Consider the following 19677-nt stretch of genomic DNA (forward strand, 5'->3'; position numbering starts at 1 on the left):
GAGACCCGGGCTGAAACCCTGACGTTTTCTTTACGAAAGCGCAATAAGCGGGCAGGCGATATGTGCTGGCGATTATCTTGCATATCGCGCACGTTATGATCACCGCAACTTTTTACAATGCTGTACACGGCGCGCATCCTCTCACGCCGACGGGTATGTAGCCACGCTTGTGGAGCCTCGATCCGCCGCTGATTGTCGAAACATAGACGAGAACTCAGACGGTTCGATGCGCAGCCGCTCCTCGCACACTATAAGGACAACGCGAATGGGCAAGCTCACAACCCACGTACTCGATACTGCGCACGGCCGCCCCGGCGACGGTATCAAGGTCGAACTTTTCGTGCTGACCGGCGACGCCCGGCGCGCGCTGCTCACCACGCACACCAACTCCGATGGCCGTTGCGATGCGCCGTTGCTGCAAGACGACGCGTTTGTCGCCGGCGAATACGAACTCGTGTTTCACGCCGGCGATTATTTCGCGGCGTGCGGCGTGGACCTTCCTGCGCCGCGCTTCGTGGACCGGGTGGTGTTGCGCTTTGGTATTGCCGACGCGACATCGCACTATCACGTGCCGCTGCTTGTATCGCCTTGGGCATACAGCACGTATCGCGGTAGCTGAGGTTTTATCCTTTATCCGATGCTCAGTGTGTTGGCTGACGCGTGTTCCTCTCGCGTCGGTCAGATGAATCGATAACAAAATTTGTAGTGGAGATGTTTCATGCAAGGCTTTATTGTTGACTGGCTGAATCTTGCTTTGCGCTGGCTGCACGTGGTGGTGGCAATTGCGTGGATTGGCGAGTCGTTTTATTTCGTGGCGCTCGACAACAGCCTGAAGCCGCCGAAGGATCCCGCGGCGACCAAACGCGGGGTGTTTGGCGAGTTGTGGCACGTGCATGGCGGCGGCTTTTATAACATGCAGAAGTACACGGTTGCGCCGCCGAACATGCCTGACGATCTGCACTGGTCGAAGTGGCCTTCGTACACCACGTGGATGTCCGGCTTTGGCCTGTTCATGGTGTTGTACCTGTTCTCGCCGAGCACTTATCTTATCGATAAGAACGTGCTCGATATGGGACCTGTCGTTGCGGTTTCATCGGCGCTGGGTTTCCTGCTGGCGGGCTGGATTGTGTATGACTCGCTGTGCCGATTCCTGGGCAATCGCGACGGTTTGCTCGGGATTTGCGTGGGCGCTTACGTGATCATCGCGGCGTGGCTTGCATGCCATGTGTTTGCCGGGCGTGCTGCGTATTTGATTACGGGCGCGACGTTGGCGACGATCATGTCGGCGAACGTATTTTTCGTGATCATTCCTGGTCAACGCAAGATGGTCGCTGCCATGCTCAAGGGCGAGGTGCCCAATGCCATTTATGGCAAGCGTGGCAAGCAGCGTTCAGTGCACAACACGTATTTCACGTTGCCGGTGGTGTTCGTGATGTTGTCGAATCACTACGCGATGACTTATACGCATCCTTATAACTGGGCTGTGTTGCTGATCATCATGTTGGCGGGTGCGCTGATTCGACAATTCTTTGTGATGCGTCATCGTGGGCAGGTGTTGTGGTATTTGCCGGTGATTGGCGTGTTGCTGATGTTTGGTGCTTTTGCGTGGACCATGCCGAAGGGGGTGCCGACGGTCGCGCCGGTGGCCGGGGCGCCTGCGATTCGTGTGGCCGATATTGAGCCGATCCTGACGCAGCGGTGCGCGACGTGTCATGCAGCTCATCCCACGATGATGGGAGCTGCGCCGGCGGGTGTTTTGCTGGATACGCCGGAGTCGATTTCGTTAAATGCACAGCGGGTTTATCAGCAGGCCGTGGTGTTGAAGGCGATGCCGCTCGGGAATGTCACGCAGATGACCGATGGCGAACGGTCGAAGATTGCTGCGTGGTTTCAGGGTGGAGCTTTGAAGTAGGTTTTCTCTCGCGCCAGTGGACGAGGAGGTCTGCTGGCGCGGTTGGGTTTTGGGCGGTGCGAATGGTTGGCAAGTGGGTTTATGCCAGGGTTCTGGGTTAGCGGTTTTGGGTCTATGCCGGGTTGCTGCTTTTTAGGGTTTTGGTCTGCTTCAGTTAGGTGTTCTCTTTATCACTATTAGCCACTGCGCGTGGCGGCGCGTCATTTCTTTGTCCAAAGCGACAAAGAAACGAAGCAAAGAAAACGCTTTCACCGCTCTACCCTAAGTGTCCACAGCGTGCAGTTTAATTTCATGGGTGCCCCAAAAGCACGGTGCTCGCCAGAGCCACGGATGTGTGAAACCCTCTTTCTCGCGAATCCTGACATTAACACGCTTCGCCCCGTACGCTCTCGGGCAAGCACCCTTGCCCCACGAACCGGCACGGCCTCACGCGCTTTTCCGCTCACGCTCCCATACGAAGTCGCGTCACCGCCCGCGCTCTCGGGTAAGCATGATTTGCCGAGGACGTGTGCGACTTCACGCACATTTACTGTTTCGGTATTCGGGGGCTAATTGGCTGGTCCGCGCGGCATATTCGCGGATCACAGCCGGATGCGTATTCACCGTTTCAATTTCTGGTGAATTGGCTATGCGACCGACGGTCATTTTCGTTGGTCGCGGCCTGACACATTTTGGTGAAGTCGTTTCTTGGTGGGTTGGCGACGTGATTCGACGTACGTCCAAATTCAGTGGTAGGTTCTAGGCTGATAGCGCAGGGTGCCCCTTGGGCAGGTTCAATCACTGGTGGCGAAGCGTGGGGTATCCGTGTTCGGAGAAAGAGGGGTTCACACATCCGTGGCTCTGGCGAGCACCGTGCTTTTGGGGTACCAATGAATTGGAACTGCACGCTGTGGACACTTAATTTTTAGAGAGGTGAAAGCGCTTTCTTTGCTTCGTTTTCTTTGTCGCTAAGGACCAAGAAATGACGCGCCGCCACGCGCAGTGGCTAATAGCGCAAAAGAAATCAGCTAATACTGAACCCGCGAAGACCTGGAAAGCAGCAACCTGGCATTGACCCCGACCGCTAACGCAGAACCGGTGCGACCCGGCACTGACCCCAACCACTAACCTTAAAAATCCAGCACCCAACCAACACCCAGAACCAATCCGCAAGCGCGAGCAAAAACTCAACCCATCAACCAAACCGACTCACGAAGCTGAAGCTCGTTAAGATTACAACCATCCCCCCCACGATCCACAACAATAAAGTCGCTCACTTCGCCAAGTGCGATCAACGGATGATGCCAGACGCCCTTGGCATAATTCACCCCTTGCCATCCGCTAGTAACAAACCCACGAATTGCCCCTTCATCAAGCTCCCCCGCCGGCGCCACAACAACCAGATACGGCCGGTCGTTAAGCGGCAAAAACGCCTGACTCCCCAACGGATGCCGTTCGAGCATCGAAACCTCAAACGGCAACACCCGCGGTTGCCCGCGAAACAAATTCACAAGTGCCCTGCCGCCCTCATCTTCCACATCAATTCGGGCAAGATCGTGGAAACGAATCGTCGTCCCAAGGTTGATCGGAACCTGCTTCGCACCCTCAAGCTCAATGACATCGCCGAACGGCTCAAAGGCCGCCCGGGTCAACGGTTCAATCGCCAGTTTTTTCATCGTAAAACCCATGTCATGCGAGCGCATCAAACAAGCGTGCCAAACAACCGCAACCGCGATACACCGCCGTCCGGATAAATGTTGAATCGAACATGCGTGACGGGACCCAACGCGGCCAACTCCGACTCGAACACATGCTGCTTGTCCATCTGCAACTTCTGCTCGCCCAGCAACACCGGCCAGAACATCGCCTGCGTGACAAGCGAACTGTCCGTGCCACCCTTCACATACGCAGCCTGCAATGAGCACCGGTCCGGGTAATTGCCCTTGAAATGCGCCGTATCCACTTCGATCTTCTTGATCACGCCCGGCTGCGCAAGCGCCACGATGCACCAGTCGTTCCCCGGCTCACGACGGCGACGCGTCTCCCAGCCATCACCCATATTTGCGCCGCGTCCCGGCATCAGCAAAGTCGACGCCGGCCCGAAATGCTGGTTGTTCGCGCCAACAACATACGCGCCATTTTCCATGGCGGCGAGATCGAATAGCTCAGTGCGGCTAGCGCTGCTCCAGTCAAGCTGCGGCTGTCCATACACACGCAAGCGTGCAATGCCGCCATCCGGGTAAATGTTCACGCGCAAATGCGTGAAGGGCTGTTCGCTAGTAACGTCAACGTAGTGATGCGTGTTCCCCTGCAACGTCATGGACGGCACGACTTCCGTCCATTGCGTCGCTAGAGTGGGCGCGCCATTCACCACGTGCGCGCCCTCGATAGACGCCGCCGGCGGAAAATTGCCCGTGAAGTGGCTCGTATCGATATCGAAACCTTTGATCACACCCGGACGCGCCAGCTTGACCACACACCAGTCGGACCCGCTCACCCGCTTGCGTCGTGTTTCCCAACCGTCCATCCACTTGCCGTTATCGTCGTATTTGCCCACGATAAACACAGCCGGCTCTGGATTAAGCATCCGCTCTTTCGGTGCGAAAAATTCGTCGCTGGCATCGAGCGCCTGCGCGCCCAACCGCGGGTCCGCGAGGTTCACGTAACGGCGAGTGAATTCGGGCGCGTTGGGATCGAGTGTAGGAGCGGCCATGATGTTTCCTTATAGGATTTTGAAGGTGATGCGCTGCGTTCAGGAATCAGGATATTCAAGCTTGATCAACGTGGATTGAGGAACATCGATTAACCAAGCAAATCGTCGAGCCTGAAGCGCGCTATCCGGTAAATCTGTTGAAGACTTTCGCGTAACTCGATGTCGCGACCGTGATGCAAACGGGCCTCGAAATTCGCGATAATGCCGTGGCGGTCAAACCCGCGTACAGCCAAGATAAAAGGAAATCCGAACTTCTCGCGATACGCGGCGTTAAGCGTCTGCAATCTGTCGAATTCTTCCTGCGTGCACAGATTGAGACCGGCGCCGCTTTGCTCACGCGTGGATTCGTCCGTGAGCTCCCCCCGCACCGCCGCCTTGCCCGCAAGCTCAGGGTGAGCGTTAATTAAGGCAAGTTGACGCGTTTCGCCCGCCTGGTCGACGATCGTCGTCATGACGTCGTGAAGCTGGTCGATGCTCGTGAATGGCCGCTTCGAAAGCGCTGCTTCCGGCACCCACGGAGAGTGTTCAAAAATACCGCAAAGCGTGCTAATAAAAGCGCCAGCAGGCAGCGCATTGAGTTGGGCCAAAGTGATCCGCGCGACACTCATGACTTGCTCGCCCCCACCGTGCCTTCATACGGATGATGCTCGCGCCAATGCCGCGCAATATCAACTCGCCGCGTGACCCACACACGATCGAATTGTTCAATGTGATCCAGGAAACGCTGCAACGCACGGAAGCGTCCCGGGCGGCCCAGCAACCGGCAATGCATGCCGATGGACAACATTTTCGGCGCTTCGCTGCCTTCTTCGTAGAGCACGTCGAAGGCGTCGCGCAGATAGACGAAAAACTGCTCCGCCGTATTGAAACCTTGCGGCGTCGCAAAACGCATGTCGTTGGTGTCGAGCGTGTAAGGCACGATGAGTTGCGGCGCCTTCGCACCACCGCTGACCTCCACGTCCATCCAGAACGGCAGGTCGTCGCCGTAATAATCCGAGTCGTACAGAAAGCCGCCATGCTCCGCGACCAGCCGGTGCGTGTTCGGACTGTCGCGCCCTGTGTACCAGCCGAGCGGCCGCACGCCCGTGACGCGTTCAATGGCCTCCATGCCAAGCCGCATATGCTCCGCTTCTTTTTCGGGCGACATGTCCTGATAATGGATCCATCGATACCCATGACACGCAATCTCGTGCCCTAATTCGACGAATGCGCGGCCCAGGTCCGGGTGACGTTCGATCGCCATGCCGACGCCAAATACCGTCAGCGGCAAGTCCCGTTTTTCGAACTCGCGAAGGATGCGCCAGACGCCGGCGCGCGAGCCGTATTCGTAGATGGATTCCATACTCATGTGACGGGACGGATACGCCGCCGCGCCCACGATCTCCGACAGGAACTGTTCCGATGCCGGATCGCCATGAAGTACGCAGTTTTCCCCGCCTTCCTCATAATTCAGCACGAATTGCACGGCAATGCGTGCATTGCCGGGCCAATTCGGTTGCACCGGGTACCGGCCGTAGCCGATCAGGTCGCGTGGATATTTCGATTCATTCGACATAGCTGGATGAGTGCGTGGAAGTCGATGGGGCCGCACACGGTTAAAGAAAGGAAAGACCCGCGCGACGATGGGTCAGTTTAGCGAAAACACATCGTCGCGCCCATATTCATACGCAGATATTGCAGGTCAGGCGAGGTGTATGGTCCAGGCGTTTTATTGGGGTTTCCCTGGACTAAAAGGCGCTAGCGCGCCGTCATACTGCTTCGCCAAGGGCCGGGCATAGTCGCCGCGTTTCGATGTTCGCAGCTTAAGCGCAATCAATGCTTCCGCCCATTTCACCGCGGTTGTCACGCCTTCGATGACCGGCGCGCCAATCGCATCTTCAATCTCGTGGCAAAACTCGGCCATGCCTGCGCAGCCCAGGACAATCGACTCGGCATCGTCTTCCGCCAAGGCCTTTCGGCACTCTTCGATGATGATCGAGCGCGCTGTTGAACCGGGGATATCAAGGTCCAGGACCGCTACGTCAGTTGCACGGACGTTCTTGCAGAAACGCTTCATGCCGTATCGCTCCGCCAAGTGCCAGGACATCGTGCAAGTGCGTTTCAAGGTTGTCACTACGCTAAAACTCGGCGCGATGACGCTTGCTGCATGCATCGCTGCTTCCGCTATGCCGATGACCGGACCTCTGGACAATTCCCTGGCGGCATATAACGCGGGGTCACCAAAGCAGGCTATGACATAACCGTCCATGCCCTCTTTCTCGCCCTTCTCAATCTCCTGCAACAAGGCTAGCGATGCAAGCGCTTCGTCGTAGTAACCCTCGATGGAGGGCGGTCCCATCGAAGCGCTGACGGAAATTATCTCCGTCCCTTTTGACGCTATTTCCCGGGCACAACGGTCCATCGCCAGTGTCATGCGTTCCGTTGTATTCGGGTTAATCAGCTTGATGCGCATTTGATTCCTCTTTCAGTTTCTGCAAGCATCGTTTTCATTCGGAATACATAATATTCGTGCATTCCTTACTTGCATTGTTGCTCGCAGGCACTATCGCATCCCTGGAACGCCTGACGCGATGGCCTGCCTGTCTCCGTACATTACTTCTTAAGCGAAATTCGATACCGAGTTCCTGTCCGCGATGATCCTGTAGAACAGCGCGCCCAACCCTGCTCCTATGAACCACGAGAAGTTTCCGGCACCTTCCAGCGACGGGATCATCACGCAGGCCACCGCGATTGCCGCTGCGGGCAGCAACGCCGCCACCGCGCGCCAGTTCACACCATTGCTATACCAGTAGCGCCCGGTTTCCGACGTCGTATACAACTCCTCCACCTTGAACTTGCCACGCTTCAGCAAGTAGAAATCCACGATGAGAACGCCGTACAACGGTCCGATAAAACTGCCGAGTACGTCGAGCGTGTAGTGGATTACCGCAGGGTTGTTGAAGAGGTTCCACGGCGTGATGAAGATCGATGCCACCGCGGCCATCATCCCACCCATCCGCCAGCTGATCAGCCGCGGTGCGACGTTGGAAAAATCGAACGCCGGCGACACGAAATTCGCCACGATGTTGATACCAATGGTCGCGATCGTGAACGTCAACGCACCGAGGATCACGGCCGTCGGTTGATCGATACGCCCCACGGTTTCTACAGGATCCGTGATCAACTGGCCAAAGACGGGCAACGTAGCGGCGGTCGTCACAACGGTGACCAGCGAAAACGCCAGGAAGTTGACCGGCAAGCCCCAGAAGTTGCCCCGCTTTACGCTCTTGAAACTCTTGCAGTAACGCGAAAAGTCACCGAAGTTCAACATGGGACCCGAGAAATACGAGACCACCAGGGAGATGGCCGTGATCATGACCGGCACGACTTCCAGACCGTGATATTTCACGCCGCCCAGGTTCAGGCCAATGTTGCGCCAGCCCGCACGCCACACCATGTAACCCGCCAAGATGAACATCACCACGTAGACCGCCGGACCCGCGAAGTCGATGAACTTCTTGATCATCTCCATCCCGCGCCAGAACACTACGGCCTGCAACACCCACAACAACATGAACCCGGCCCAGCCCACTGCCGACAACCCGGCGAAACCGTATTTATGGACATCGGCGTAAGGCATCCATTGAGGCATGAATTTGAGCACCACGATCACCAGCGCGCTCGATGCCAAGAAGGTCTGGATTCCATACCAAGCTACCGCGATCAAGCCACGGATGACAGCCGGAAGATTCGCCCCCAACACGCCAAAGGTCACGCGGCACGCAACGGGATACGGAACGCCCGCCTGCTGGCTCGGCTTGGCGATAAGGTTGCACAGCAGGTTCACAATACCGATCCCGATGAGCAATGAAACCAGCACCTGCCAGCTCGTCAGTCCCAACGCAAACAAGCTCCCGGCGAATACGTAACCGCCCACGCTATGCACGTCGGACATCCAGAACGCAAAGATGTTGTACGCGCTCCAGGTCTGATGTTTGAGCGGCGCGAGGTCATCGTTATAGAGCCGGTCACTATATCCGGCAGGATGATCAGGATTGCTACCTGAATCGTCACCGTATGACGGTATTGCAGCACTACCCGGGGTCGCACTGAACTGAACCATGACTTCTCCTTGAATGAGCTCGGCAATCAAGCCGCGAATAGTCGACTTCGTATAGCTTGCGTATAGCAATACGCACCGTCGCGTGGTCAACGCGCAGCGCTTTCTTGTCGGTATGGGCTAAGCCGTCCGGCAGCCACGGGTAATCCCGCGACCGGACGCAATTCATCCACTCAGCACGCGCACTAACGCGCGTGCGTCCACGGAAAAGGCTTGGTGAAAGTCCGCGCATTCATTGAATGCGGAGTCTTCAAATTCGTTCGATTTTCAGATGTCTATAATGTTGGCGATACGGGTATTACGTCGCGCCCGGAGAATGGTCGCGCGGTGTTGCTGCAGATCAAACTGATAAATCAAGCCCGATAATCAGGCGCTTTTATCGCGCTCACTGCCCTTCGGCTTCGAAAAGACTTCACGCAGATCGACCGCGCCGCGTGCGGGCCGGTCCAGCATCTTCAGTTCGACTTCCTGCAAGTGCCGCGCCATGAGTTCCGCGGCCCTCGGTCCGTCGCCGGCATCGAGTGCGCGAAGGATCTGTTCGTGATCTTCAAAGCTGCACGAGCTCTTGCCAAGCGACTCATACAACGCCGATATCAGCGTGGAGCGCGCCACCAGTCCCGACAAGCAATCGCACAGCACGGTGTTGCCGGTAAGCTGCGCAAGCTCCTTGTGAAACTCGCCGGACAGCCGTATCCAGGATGAGAAATCGTGATTCTCATAAGCCTTGCGTTCACGTCCGATCGTCGCGCTGATCGACTTGAGCCGGCGCGTGCCGTGTCCGGTGCAGATCCGCTCGACCACCGCCATTTCGATGATCCTCCGCATCTCGAACACTTCGTGCACTTCCTGCACCGAAGGGCTTGCGACGAACGCGCCACGATTCGGTTCAAGATCCACCAGGCGCTCTGCGCCAAGCTGCGCCAGCGCCAGACGCACGGTCCCGCGCTTTACATCGAATACTTCGCACAACTGTGCTTCTGTCAGCTTCGCGCCCGGAGCAAGACGGTGTTCGAGAATAGCGTCGCGAATATTCGCCGCAATCGATTCCGCCGTCGCGGCCGCGACCGAAGCCGCAGTACCGATGACGCTCACCTTCGACAAATCTTTCAGTTTCGTTTCGGACATGATCGTCTTCGCTCTATGTGATACATCTTATGACGGACATAAAAACTGTCAACAATTTCGGAAAAGATTTTTCATCGCGATGGGCTCACCTTCTCTGTCAAATCATGAGACTCCCGTTCTATAGGGGTTAAAAAGAACTCTCTAAGCATTTATAAATAAATTGATGAGCCATTTTGTTGACAATCTAATGCACGATATTCGTGCGTACCCGCTCAGAAGCGGTGCGCCGAACGAAAAAAACGCCCTTGCGGGCGTTCGTTCGAATCACGTGAAACCTTCGCATGAAACCCGCTACGCAAGGTACGGATAATCGGAAAGTTTCATTTCAAAACCGTGCGACCTTGCCACAAGGTGCGCGGTCGCGCCGAACGGCAACGTCAGCAAGTCGGGGACATGCCCGAACTGCAATCCCGTCACCACCGGAATCCGGATCACTGACCTGACGTGTTCGAGCATCGTCTCGAAGGTATAACCGTTGTCGTACTCAGAGAGCTTCCCGCCCGTGAATTCGCCCAGCACCAGCGCCTGCTGGCGCGCGAGAATCCCCGCCTGATGCAATTGATAAATCATGCGTTCAACGCGATAAGGATGCTCGTTCACGTCTTCGATGAACAGAATTCCCCCCTCCACCGGCGGCATGTACCGGGTGCCGATCAGCGACGCAATCATCGCCAGATTACCGCCCCACAACATGCCGGTGACATCGACGGAATGGACCTGGGGCACGTGGCTCGTCACCTTGAACGACGCATGCGTGATCGCGTTCCAGAAATGTTCCAGCATGAACGCGCTTGGCTCTTCCGCGCCGAAATCAGCCGCGAGCATTGGGCCGCCGAAGGTCTTCACGCCAGCCAGCGCGTACAGCGCCATCTGGATCGCGGTGAAGTCGCTATGGCCGACGATTGCGATAGGCCGGTCTTGCAAGCGGCGCTGCAAACCTTCGTAATCCAGGCCATGAAGAATGCGTGTAGCGCCGTAACCCCCGCGTACCGCCAACACGATGTCAGGCAACGACCGCGCTGGATCCGCGAGCCGGTTCAGGTCTGCGGCACGTTCGCCGTCGGTGCCGCCAAATCGTTCGTAACGACGGTGTGCCGCCGACACATTCTCCAGCCGATGCCCCTGTGCGCGCAGGCGCTCTATCGCGCGCCCAGCGACTTCAGAGTCGGGGTAACCCGAAGGTGCAACGAGATCGATGGTGCGTGCCGGGTGGATCATGAGCGAATGGAAAGTGGATCGGTGGAATCAGGTAGCGCGGCGTTGCGAGCATCGCGCGCTTCACGCACGGCGCGCCGGCGTTCGGCAAAAAAACTGCGCAGCGCGTTAGCGCATTCATCGCCGAGCACGCCGCCGGTAACGCTTGTGTGGTGGTTCAGATTGCCGATGGCGAAGGCATCGACAACGCTGCCGCACGCGCCCGTCTTCGGATCGTGCGCGCCGAACACCACGCGTGCAACCCTCGCGTGCATGATCGCACCGGCGCACATGATGCAGGGTTCGAGCGTGACGTAGAGTTCGCAACCCGGCAACCGGTAGTTTTCGAGCGCCAGGGACCCCGCGCGCAACGCGGCCATTTCGGCGTGCGCGGACGGATCATGGGCGCCGATCGGATGATTGAAGCCGGTTGCAATGAGCTCTTCTCCACGCACCAGGACCGCGCCGACCGGCACTTCGCCCAACACGCGCGCTTGCTCCGCGGCGGCTTGCGCGAGCGCCATGAAACGACGGTCGCGTTCAGCGGCAGCTGCCAAGGCAAGATCGGTTGGGGGGAGCAGAGTCATTTTTCCGTCGCCTCGGACCTGGCGCTCCTGTCGTTGTCCGAGAGACGCTCGGACAACCGCTCGGCAATACGCCGCCGATACTCAAGCGGCACAACAGTACTGCTGCCACGCAAGGATTCCAGCGCCATGTCGAGCGCCAGCATTTTCGCCTGGAGTTTGCGGCGTGTCGCCGGATCTTCGCTGCTGCAGGCTTCGCTTTGCAGATCGCGAAGTGCGCGCAAATGTTCGACGGCAGGCGGCACAAAACCGGCATTTTTCATAATGCGGTTTGCAACGCGGACTTCTTCGGGGACCAGGGCGTCGTCGTCAAACTCGAGAGGCTCGCCCGTACCGGGCAGGTTGTCGAACTCGCCGCGCGCTGCGGCGGCCGAAATTCGCTGTTCAACCAGGGCATCTAGCAGTTTCATCGGCGTTTTAGGTGCCGGCGACCGGCATGTCGAACGTTTGACGAGAACGTTATCGAGCAGCGAGATCAAGCCGGACTGTCACGTTTTGAGGGTTGCGCTTCGCGGCGTCATTCACACTCAATGGGCCGCCGGCTGCGTGGGAAGCCGCGTGAGCGATCCCGGCGCAATGCGCTACGGGGATGCCTACTACCAGGTCGCTATTCTATCAGGCGGCCCGCCGTGGGAACGGTTCGCGCCGGACAGAGCACATTACAAAACTGGACTTAAGCCGGATCCACGGCCTTGCGTCGATAACCTTCGGTCGCGAGCAACAGGCTTCGTGTGTATTCGTGCGCCACGTTCTGCTCGCGGACGGCTTCAATAGGAAGCTGCTCAACGATCTCGCCATCGCGCATCACCGCGACTCGCTGACATAAAAATCCGACCACCGCCATGTTGTGACTGACGAGGATCATCGTGAGACGACGTTCGCGATGCAAGCGCCGCAGCAGGTTCAGGATCTCCGCCTGCACGGATACATCGAGCGCGGACGTTGGTTCATCGAGCAGCAGCACGCGCGGCTCCACGATCAACGCCCGGGCAATCGCCACGCGCTGGCGCTGTCCGCCCGACAATTGATGCGCATAGCGAAACCGGAACGCGGGGCCGAGGCCGACTTCGCGCAATGCGTCGAGAATGCGCGCATCGTGGCGGTCCATGCCGTTGATGGTAAGCGGCTCGCGCAACGTCTGGTCCACGGTGAAACGCGGATAAAGTGATCCGTACGGGTCCTGGAACACCATCTGCACCTCGCGCCTGAAGGCGCGATCGATATGTTTGCCAAGCGTATGGCGGCCAATCCGCATCGACCCATTGGCGATAGGTACGAGCCCGGTCAGTGCGCGCAGCACGGTGGATTTGCCGGAACCTGATTCTCCGACGAGCCCGAATACCTCGCCCTCATCGACATGAAACGTCGCTGAGCGAACTGCATCGGCGAAACCGGTTTTCGTTTTGAAGCGTACCTGTACCCCGTTTACTTCGATCATGGCGCGACCTCGGCGAACCATGCGGGATCGCGTTGCAGTACCGGCAATTCGTCTGGTGGATTGCGCAGTGGCGGACTCGCCGCCAGCAAACCACGCGTGTACGGATGCTGCGCGTGGGCAAGATCGCGCGCCGCGCATGTCTCGACCACCCGTCCGCCGACCATCACCAGCACGCGGTCGCAAAACGACATCACCAGCGGCAAGTCGTGGCTGATGAAGATCAGCCCCGTGTTGTGCTTCGCAATCATCTCGTCGAGCACCGACAACACCTGCATGGAAACGAGCACATCGAGCGCACTGGTCGGTTCGTCGGCGATCAGCAACTGCGGGCCCGATGAAACCATCATGGCAATCATCACGCGCTGTCCCATGCCGCCCGATAACTCGTGCGGGTAAGCGTCGGCAACTCGCTGCGGATCGCGAATATGCACGGCCTCCAGCGCGGCAACAATCCGTTCGCGCATGGCCTTTGAATTCAACTTCGGCGACTGTCGCCCGAACGCCTCGCGCATCTGCTGCGCGACCGTCATCACCGGGTTCAGCGAATACTTCGGGTCCTGCAAGATCATGCTCATCTGCGTGCCGCAAAGGCGTCGCCGCTCCTTCGGGCGCATCGCGAGCAGGTCGTGGTTATCGAGGCGCATGGCGTCGGCTGACCAGTGTGCCGATGCGGGCAGCAACCCGAGCAGTGCGCGTCCGGTCAGCGATTTCCCCGACCCGGATTCGCCCACGATACCCAACCGCTCTCCCCTCGCGAGGGTCAGCGAAATGCCGCGCACCGCTTCGGTCAGCGTGCCGTCGTGACCTTCGAATGCAATGCGCAGGTTATCGATCTCACAGAGGGTATCGGCTTGCATGTCAGCCTCCTTGACGGGGATCGAATACATCGCGCAGACCATCGCCGAGCAGGTTGAACGCAAGGCTCACGAGCAGGATGGCCATGCCGGGAATGGTTGCCACCCACCACGCGTCAAGCAACACGCCGCGCCCGGACGCCACCATGAACCCCCACTCCGGACTCGGCGGCTGCGCGCCGAGCCCGAGAAAGCCAAGTCCCGCGACGGTCAGGATAATGCCCGCCATGTCGAGCGTCGCGCGCACGATCACCGACGACGAACACAACGGCACGATGTAGCGCAACAAGATCCGCATGGACGACGCCCCTTGCAAGCGCGCCACGTGGATGAAATCGGCCTGTACGAGCCGCAGTGTCTCGGCGCGCGCAAGGCGCGCATACGGCGGCCATGCGGTGATCGAGATCGCAATCACCGCATTGATCACGCCCGGCCCGAGCGCCGCCGCGAACGCGAGCGCCAGTACGATCTTCGGAAACGCGAGTGCGATATCGGTCAGGCGCATCAGGACGGTATCGACGAAACCGCCGCAGAAACCCGCTGTTGTGCCGATCAGCAAACCCACTGGCACGACCAGCACCACGACCAGGATTGCGATGCTCAAGGTGAGACGCGAGCCGATCACGAGCCGCGCGAGGATGTCGCGGCCGAGTTGGTCGGTGCCGAACCAGTGCGATGGAGAACCGGGCGGCAACAGCCGGTCGCCAAGCACTTGCCGCAACGGATCATGCAGCGGCAATAACGGGCCGATCGCGGCGAACACGATCATCAGTATCAGGATCACCAGCCCGAATACGCTCAGCGGGTTGCTCGCGAAACGCCGCCAGCGACGGTACGCCAAACCCAATGCCGCCTGCTTGCGCGACGCGGGGGTATCGGTGAGAAGCCACGCACGCCACTCTTTGCTCTGTGGCTTCATTGCGTGAGTGGAATTGTCGGTGGATGGAAGCACGTCATGAGCCTTTGGCAATCATCGGGCACGCGGATCAAACACGCGATACAGCGCGTCGGTCAGCAGGTTGAGCGTGATGAACGTGGCGCCGATTACGAGCGTACTGCCCAAAACCGCATTCATGTCGGCGTTGAGTAACGCACCGGTGAGATAGGAGCCAATGCCCGGCCACGCGAATACGATCTCGGTCAACACGGAACCTTCCAGCAGATAGCTGTATGCAAGCGCAATCACCGTCAGAAGCGGTACGGCGATGTTGCCAAACGCATGACGCCAGATCACGCGGCGCTCGCTCAGGCCCATCGCTCGCGCGGTCACGATGTATTCCTGACTCAGCTGTTCGAGCATGAACGAGCGCGTCATGCGGCTCAGGTAAGCGATGGAATAGAACGCGAGAATGGCCGCGGGCAACACAATGTGAGAGAGCGCGTTCTTGAACACGTCCCACTCGCCCGCCAAAATGGAATCGACGAGCAGGCTGCCCGTGCGGGTATCGACCAGACCGTCGTATAGCGGGTCTATGCGGCCCGGGCCGGATACCCAATGCAATTTGGCATAGAACAGCAGCAAGCCCATCAGCGCGAGCCAGAAGACCGGCAACGAGCTGCCTGCCAGTCCGATGAAACGTGCCACGTGATCGATCCAGCGGTTATGTCTCACTGCAGCCGCCACGCCCAGCGGCACGCCAATCACGATGCCAATGAACGTGGAGAGCGTGGCGAGTTCAAGCGTGGCGGGGAAGACGCGCTTGATGTCGTCTATGACCGGGTTCGACGTCAGCAGCGACATGCCCAGGTCGCCGTGCAGAACATCGCGTACGTAGATCAGGAACTGGACGATCAAGGGCTTGTCGAGCCCCAGCGCCAAGCGCGCAGTTGCATACGCCTGCGCCGACGCGCGCTCGCCCAGCATCGCGAGCAACGGATCGATCGGAATCTTCCTGCCGATAAAAAACGTCACCCCGAGCAGCCCGATGAAGGTCACGGCGAGCATCAGCAGCCAGCGTACTAACAACCAAGCCCGGCGCACGCCGGCGTGGCGCGTGAGCGCTAGCTGCAGCCGCTGGAACGCGGTGAGTTGCGCGGCCACGCTTACTGTTTCTTCACGTCACGATACGACACGAGGTCGAAGATCGGGCCAACTTCCAGACCCGTCACGCCCGGTCGCGCCGCGACTTGCGAGACCTTCTGGAACATGATCACGAACGGCGAGTTCGCGAGAAATTCCTTCTGCATCGCCTCATAGCGTTGAGCGCGTTTTGCCGTCGACGATTCCTCCAGTGCTGCCTGAGTCTCCTTCGTCAATTGCGGAATGTCCCACGCATTGCGCCACGCGAGCATCTTGAACGACGATTTGTCGGAGTTGTCCGGATTCCACGCGAAGCCCTGCGCGTTGCTATGCGGATCGATGTAGTCCGCCGACCACTCGCCAATATAAATATCATGCTGGCGCGCGCGATACTTGCCGAGGGTCTGCTTGTTATCGCTTGAAATCAGCTCGACCTTGATTCCGCCTTGCGCCAGATTCGCCTGCACCGCCTGTGCAATCTCACCGTATGGGGAGTCGTTGCGCACATCCATCTTCACTGAGAAGCCATTCGGCACGCCCGCTTTTGCCAGCAGCGCTTTCGCCTTCGCTACGTCCTGATGGTACGGATTGACGTTCAACGCCCCGAGGAAACCCTCGGGCAGAAAGGTCTCGTGCACCTTGTACGTAGTCCGCACGATGTTCTGCTGAATGCCGTTGTAGTCGATCAGCCATTTCATGGCTTCCTGCACATCCGGCTTCGCCAGATTCGGGTTCTTGTTGTTCAGGCCAAGGTACATCAGCGTGGCTTGCGGCACGGACGTCACACGGATCGCGCCCTTCTTCGTCAGCGTCGCGAGGTCATCGGAACTCAGGTCGCGCGCGATATCTATGTCGCCGTTTTCGATCATCAGGCGCTGGCTCGATGCTTCCGGCACATGCCGCAGCACGATCCGTTTCATTGCAAGCGGCACGCGATAACCATCGAAACGCTGCAGCACAATGCTGTCATTCGCGGTCCACTTCACCAGTTTGTAGGCACCCGATCCCGCCTCGTTTGTCTTCAGCCACTCGTTGCCGAAATCGTTGCCCTTCGCGTGCGATTCAAGTAGCTTTCTGTCGAGTACCGATGCCGGCCACGAGCCCAGCACATTCAGCACGAACGTGGGCGCGTACTTCTGGTCGGTGGTGATCGACACTGTACTGTCGTCGATTTTCTTCACGTTCTGCAGCGCGTTTTCCTTCGTCAATCCAATACCTGCCAGCACAGCAGCCGCGCCTTTGTCGAGTAATGCGGTGCGCTGGATCGACCAGGCGACGTCGTCGGCGGTCAGCGGATTACCCGAGTGGAACTTGAGGCCCGGGCGAATCTTGAAGGTGAACGTGAGCCCGTCCTGGCTCACGGCCCAGGATTGAGCAACGTCGCCATTGAAGCGGGCTGGATCTTTCAGATCGACGCGGATCAGGCGGTCGTAAGTGTTTGCGACGTATTCCTGCGGCACCAGTTCGTAGATCTCGCCCGGGTCGAGCGTGGTGAATTCGTCGAGTAAAGTGGCCATGACCAGCATGTCCTTTGGCGTGGCCGCTTCAGCGATTCGCGTGTCGGCAAGCATCAGAGTAGACGCCGCCGCGATGGCTACCAGCGCGTTGCACAATACCCGTTTCATACTCGCTCCGTGAGAGGTGTTGATGAGATGTTCTGCGTGTTGCGTGCGACGGTTTGCTCCGGCTACATGAGGCGTAAGGGACCGCTCTCGGCGTTGTCGATCACTGGGAGTTCGCGCGAGCCCGGCAATTCGTAGTGCCACCACTCGCTGGGAATATGGGTGAAACCAGCACCGTGCATCACGCCAAGTAGCAACGTGCGGTTGCGTTGCACATGCTCCGGCAATCCCGGATGGAAATGTTCAGAGGCGATCGACATCTCGTCGAAACCGGTGCCCATATCGAGGTCCTGGCCTTGCGCGTCGACCAGTGTCAAGTCGACCGCCGTGCCGCGGCTATGGTTCGAGCCACGCTGAAGGTCTGCTATGTAGGTCGGGTCGGGAAGGAAGTCCCAGAGCACCTGCTGGGCTTGCGGCGGACGATACGCATCGAATATTTTCAGCGTCATGCCAATGTTGCCTGCCAGCTCAACGGCTTTTCTCAGGGCGGCTTCGGCGGGAGCGAGGAGCAAGCAATGTGCCGTCTTGTAGATCGGCTTGCCCGTCAGGTTGCGATCGGTTGCGTAGACCAGGTCGATCGCGACGCGGTGGGTTTCAGGACAGATTCTCAGCAAACGGTGATCGGGCATCAGCGGCGTTGGTTTCGAGGCTCACGAGTTCGTGCGGTGCCGTTATTGTTTATCAAAATGACCGGTTTGGGGGCGAATGTGGCGGACATGCCGCACTCGGCGGACAAATGCCGCATTCGCGCCTGTGCCGGTATCACGCGACTCTGGATTAAACCCCGCCAAAAATCAGGGGGTGGAATTGGAAGACGGTATGGACGGGAATAGCGGCGCGCCAAGCGACGCTTGACTGGGAGGATGGTCGCCCTGAAGTGGGCAATGTCTTAGCCGACGCCGGAAGCATCAGCGGAAGGTGAAAGCGCAATCGAAAGCGGTTCGACCACACCCGCAGAACCACTTCCGATGCTTGTAAGGATTTACCGCGCGAAATTACTGCGCCATCGCGCCCGAAGCGGCGTGGCTCATGCCCATTGCGTCTTGCTTTTTCATCTTGTCGCCCTTCTTCATCGAGTCCTTGGACATCGAGTCTTTCGACATGGTGTCTTTCGACATCGAGTCCTTGGACATGCTGTCCTTCGCCATCGAATCGTGCGCCATTGCGTCGCTTGCCTGGGCGAATGCCATGGAGCCGCTCAGGGCCAACGTTGCCGCGAGTGCTGCAGTGATGAACAGTTTCATATCAACCTCTTTTTGATTAAAAGTATCCGGTCGTGCCGGGGTAAATCGAAGTACCTGACGCCGCGATGTCTCGATTTTTTCGTGACGTCAGGAACCTCCGAACCAGTTGTAGCCCTGGTCGACCCAATAGCCGCCAGGGAATTTATTCGTGACGAAAATCTCCATGATGTGCTTCGGATTTTTATAGCCTAATTTCGTAGGCATCCTTAGTTTCATCGGGTAACCATATTTCGGCGGCAATTGCTGCCCGTCGAAGGTGAACGTCAGCAGCGTCTGCGAATGCAAGGCAGTCGGCATGTCGATGCTTTCGTAATAGTCGTCCGCACACTTGAAACCAACGTATTTCGCCGATGTGTCCGCCCCTACCCGCTTCAGGAACTCCGAAAACGGCGTGCCTCCCCATCGTCCGATCGCACTCCATCCTTCGACGCAGATATGCCGCGTGATCTGCTCGGCTTTCGGCAACGCATAAAGCTCGGGCAAGGTCCACGTCTTCGTGTTCTGCACCAGCCCGCTTACTTTCAGGCGAAAGTCGGAGCCATCGACCACAGGAGCATCATCTACCCCGTAGAACGCGTTGAATGGGAACGGCCGCGTGATCTGCGCTTCCGTGTAAGTTGGCGCGAGACGGTTCGGATCGAAGAGCCAGCCTTGCACGGTATCGTTAAGTCGAGAGACGCGGCTGAGGAAAGTCTCGACGGATTTATCGTCCGAGATGCTGCAGCCGGCCAGCATTGCAAGGCCGCCGAGCGTCACAATGCGTTTGCCGAAGAGGCGCCGGGAAGGCATGTCCAGTTCGCGGCGAACGTCAATGATCAGCGACTCGCGGTCTACGCTCACGCGGTTTGGCTTCACGGGTTTCATGATCGAGATTCCTCGAATCCTTAAGTTAC

The 19677-nt window shown here is 58.4% G+C and carries 20 protein-coding genes; 2 read left to right on the top strand and 18 right to left on the bottom strand.

The features are described from left to right. Positions 1 to 265 precede the first annotated feature (265 nt). Positions 266 to 619 carry a hydroxyisourate hydrolase gene (uraH, locus tag ACSQ83_RS11970; protein ID WP_414948422.1) on the top strand — a complete coding sequence of 118 codons (354 nt, stop codon included), beginning with the start codon at positions 266 to 268 and terminating at the stop codon, positions 617 to 619. Positions 620 to 718: 99 nt separating this feature from the next. Next, a complete protein-coding gene (locus ACSQ83_RS11975) occupies positions 719 to 1912 on the top strand; it encodes a urate hydroxylase PuuD (RefSeq protein ID WP_414948421.1) in 1194 nt (397 codons plus the stop codon). A gap of 1166 nt (positions 1913 to 3078) precedes the next feature. Here the strand turns inward: ACSQ83_RS11975 and ACSQ83_RS11980 are convergent. The 18 genes from ACSQ83_RS11980 to ACSQ83_RS12065 all read right to left on the bottom strand — a co-directional run bounded on the left by ACSQ83_RS11980 (position 3079) and on the right by ACSQ83_RS12065 (position 19648). Next, on the bottom strand, positions 3079 to 3567 hold the full coding sequence (locus ACSQ83_RS11980) for an ureidoglycolate lyase (protein WP_436228262.1): 489 nt from the start codon (positions 3565 to 3567) through the stop codon (positions 3079 to 3081). 26 nt (positions 3568 to 3593) lie between these two features. Further along, entirely contained in the window at positions 3594 to 4604 is a 1011-nt protein-coding gene (alc, locus tag ACSQ83_RS11985; RefSeq protein WP_414948419.1) for an allantoicase, read from the bottom strand. Between the two features lie 89 nt (positions 4605 to 4693). Then, the gene (uraD, locus tag ACSQ83_RS11990; protein WP_436228263.1) at positions 4694 to 5212 is read right to left on the bottom strand and encodes a 2-oxo-4-hydroxy-4-carboxy-5-ureidoimidazoline decarboxylase; all 519 of its coding nucleotides are present in this window, start codon (positions 5210 to 5212) and stop codon (positions 4694 to 4696) included. After that, the gene (gene puuE, locus ACSQ83_RS11995; protein WP_414948417.1) at positions 5209 to 6159 is read right to left on the bottom strand and encodes an allantoinase PuuE; all 951 of its coding nucleotides are present in this window, start codon (positions 6157 to 6159) and stop codon (positions 5209 to 5211) included. Before puuE ends, uraD begins: the two co-directional genes overlap by 4 nt. A gap of 153 nt (positions 6160 to 6312) precedes the next feature. Next, complete coding sequence (locus tag ACSQ83_RS12000; RefSeq protein ID WP_436228264.1) at positions 6313 to 7056, bottom strand: aspartate/glutamate racemase family protein; 744 nt, start codon at positions 7054 to 7056, stop codon at positions 6313 to 6315. A 147-nt stretch (positions 7057 to 7203) separates the two neighbouring features. Further along, positions 7204 to 8706 (bottom strand): NCS1 family nucleobase:cation symporter-1, encoded by a 1503-nt coding sequence (locus tag ACSQ83_RS12005; RefSeq protein WP_414967015.1) that lies wholly within the window; start codon positions 8704 to 8706, stop codon positions 7204 to 7206. A 363-nt stretch (positions 8707 to 9069) separates the two neighbouring features. Beyond that, positions 9070 to 9828, bottom strand: coding sequence for a GntR family transcriptional regulator (locus tag ACSQ83_RS12010; protein WP_414967014.1), 759 nt, complete (start codon positions 9826 to 9828; stop codon positions 9070 to 9072). A gap of 291 nt (positions 9829 to 10119) precedes the next feature. Then, positions 10120 to 11046, bottom strand: coding sequence for a muramoyltetrapeptide carboxypeptidase (gene ldcA / locus ACSQ83_RS12015; protein ID WP_436228265.1), 927 nt, complete (start codon positions 11044 to 11046; stop codon positions 10120 to 10122). Continuing rightward, positions 11043 to 11609 carry a tRNA adenosine(34) deaminase TadA gene (gene tadA, locus ACSQ83_RS12020; protein ID WP_436228266.1) on the bottom strand — a complete coding sequence of 189 codons (567 nt, stop codon included), beginning with the start codon at positions 11607 to 11609 and terminating at the stop codon, positions 11043 to 11045. The genes ldcA and tadA overlap by 4 nt, the downstream gene beginning before the upstream one ends. Beyond that, the gene (locus ACSQ83_RS12025) at positions 11606 to 12016 is read right to left on the bottom strand and encodes a DnaJ family domain-containing protein (RefSeq protein WP_436228267.1); all 411 of its coding nucleotides are present in this window, start codon (positions 12014 to 12016) and stop codon (positions 11606 to 11608) included. The genes tadA and ACSQ83_RS12025 overlap by 4 nt, the downstream gene beginning before the upstream one ends. A 263-nt stretch (positions 12017 to 12279) precedes the next feature. Then, positions 12280 to 13044 (bottom strand): ABC transporter ATP-binding protein, encoded by a 765-nt coding sequence (locus tag ACSQ83_RS12030; protein ID WP_436228268.1) that lies wholly within the window; start codon positions 13042 to 13044, stop codon positions 12280 to 12282. Next, positions 13041 to 13901, bottom strand: coding sequence for an ABC transporter ATP-binding protein (locus tag ACSQ83_RS12035; protein WP_436228269.1), 861 nt, complete (start codon positions 13899 to 13901; stop codon positions 13041 to 13043). The genes ACSQ83_RS12030 and ACSQ83_RS12035 overlap by 4 nt, the downstream gene beginning before the upstream one ends. 1 nt (position 13902) lies before the next feature. Then, complete coding sequence (locus tag ACSQ83_RS12040) at positions 13903 to 14817, bottom strand: ABC transporter permease (protein ID WP_436228335.1); 915 nt, start codon at positions 14815 to 14817, stop codon at positions 13903 to 13905. 51 nt (positions 14818 to 14868) lie between these two features. After that, positions 14869 to 15909: an ABC transporter permease gene (locus ACSQ83_RS12045; RefSeq protein WP_436228336.1), complete on the bottom strand. Its 1041-nt coding sequence runs from the start codon at positions 15907 to 15909 to the stop codon at positions 14869 to 14871. 32 nt (positions 15910 to 15941) lie between these two features. Then, on the bottom strand, positions 15942 to 17543 hold the full coding sequence (locus ACSQ83_RS12050; RefSeq protein WP_436228270.1) for an ABC transporter substrate-binding protein: 1602 nt from the start codon (positions 17541 to 17543) through the stop codon (positions 15942 to 15944). 62 nt (positions 17544 to 17605) lie between these two features. Beyond that, positions 17606 to 18169, bottom strand: a complete 564-nt coding sequence (ddpX, locus tag ACSQ83_RS12055) for a D-alanyl-D-alanine dipeptidase (protein ID WP_436228271.1) — start codon at positions 18167 to 18169, stop codon at positions 17606 to 17608. 366 nt (positions 18170 to 18535) lie between these two features. Next, a complete protein-coding gene (locus ACSQ83_RS12060) occupies positions 18536 to 18784 on the bottom strand; it encodes a pentapeptide MXKDX repeat protein (protein ID WP_414948406.1) in 249 nt (82 codons plus the stop codon). Positions 18785 to 18871: 87 nt separating this feature from the next. Then, positions 18872 to 19648: a molybdopterin-dependent oxidoreductase gene (locus ACSQ83_RS12065; RefSeq protein WP_414948405.1), complete on the bottom strand. Its 777-nt coding sequence runs from the start codon at positions 19646 to 19648 to the stop codon at positions 18872 to 18874. Positions 19649 to 19677 lie beyond the last annotated feature (29 nt).

Origin of the sequence: Caballeronia sp. LjRoot29, assembly GCF_964252755.1 — a bacterium.
GTDB lineage: Bacteria > Pseudomonadota > Gammaproteobacteria > Burkholderiales > Burkholderiaceae > Caballeronia.

Coding starts and splice junctions, on each gene's coding strand:
- ACSQ83_RS11975 (WP_414948421.1), top strand. CDS start 719: ATGCAAGGCTTTATTGTTGACTGGCTGAATCTTGCTTTGCGCTGGCTG.
- ACSQ83_RS12060 (WP_414948406.1), bottom strand. CDS start 18,784: ATGAAACTGTTCATCACTGCAGCACTCGCGGCAACGTTGGCCCTGAGC.
- ACSQ83_RS12065 (WP_414948405.1), bottom strand. CDS start 19,648: ATGAAACCCGTGAAGCCAAACCGCGTGAGCGTAGACCGCGAGTCGCTG.
- uraH (WP_414948422.1), top strand. CDS start 266: ATGGGCAAGCTCACAACCCACGTACTCGATACTGCGCACGGCCGCCCC.
- ACSQ83_RS12035 (WP_436228269.1), bottom strand. CDS start 13,901: ATGCAAGCCGATACCCTCTGTGAGATCGATAACCTGCGCATTGCATTC.
- ddpX (WP_436228271.1), bottom strand. CDS start 18,169: ATGCCCGATCACCGTTTGCTGAGAATCTGTCCTGAAACCCACCGCGTC.
- ACSQ83_RS12050 (WP_436228270.1), bottom strand. CDS start 17,543: ATGAAACGGGTATTGTGCAACGCGCTGGTAGCCATCGCGGCGGCGTCT.
- ldcA (WP_436228265.1), bottom strand. CDS start 11,046: ATGATCCACCCGGCACGCACCATCGATCTCGTTGCACCTTCGGGTTAC.
- ACSQ83_RS12030 (WP_436228268.1), bottom strand. CDS start 13,044: ATGATCGAAGTAAACGGGGTACAGGTACGCTTCAAAACGAAAACCGGT.
- ACSQ83_RS11980 (WP_436228262.1), bottom strand. CDS start 3,567: ATGAAAAAACTGGCGATTGAACCGTTGACCCGGGCGGCCTTTGAGCCG.
- ACSQ83_RS12000 (WP_436228264.1), bottom strand. CDS start 7,056: ATGCGCATCAAGCTGATTAACCCGAATACAACGGAACGCATGACACTG.
- ACSQ83_RS12010 (WP_414967014.1), bottom strand. CDS start 9,828: ATGTCCGAAACGAAACTGAAAGATTTGTCGAAGGTGAGCGTCATCGGT.
- uraD (WP_436228263.1), bottom strand. CDS start 5,212: ATGAGTGTCGCGCGGATCACTTTGGCCCAACTCAATGCGCTGCCTGCT.
- ACSQ83_RS12040 (WP_436228335.1), bottom strand. CDS start 14,817: ATGAAGCCACAGAGCAAAGAGTGGCGTGCGTGGCTTCTCACCGATACC.
- puuE (WP_414948417.1), bottom strand. CDS start 6,159: ATGTCGAATGAATCGAAATATCCACGCGACCTGATCGGCTACGGCCGG.
- ACSQ83_RS12005 (WP_414967015.1), bottom strand. CDS start 8,706: ATGGTTCAGTTCAGTGCGACCCCGGGTAGTGCTGCAATACCGTCATAC.
- tadA (WP_436228266.1), bottom strand. CDS start 11,609: ATGACTCTGCTCCCCCCAACCGATCTTGCCTTGGCAGCTGCCGCTGAA.
- alc (WP_414948419.1), bottom strand. CDS start 4,604: ATGGCCGCTCCTACACTCGATCCCAACGCGCCCGAATTCACTCGCCGT.
- ACSQ83_RS12025 (WP_436228267.1), bottom strand. CDS start 12,016: ATGAAACTGCTAGATGCCCTGGTTGAACAGCGAATTTCGGCCGCCGCA.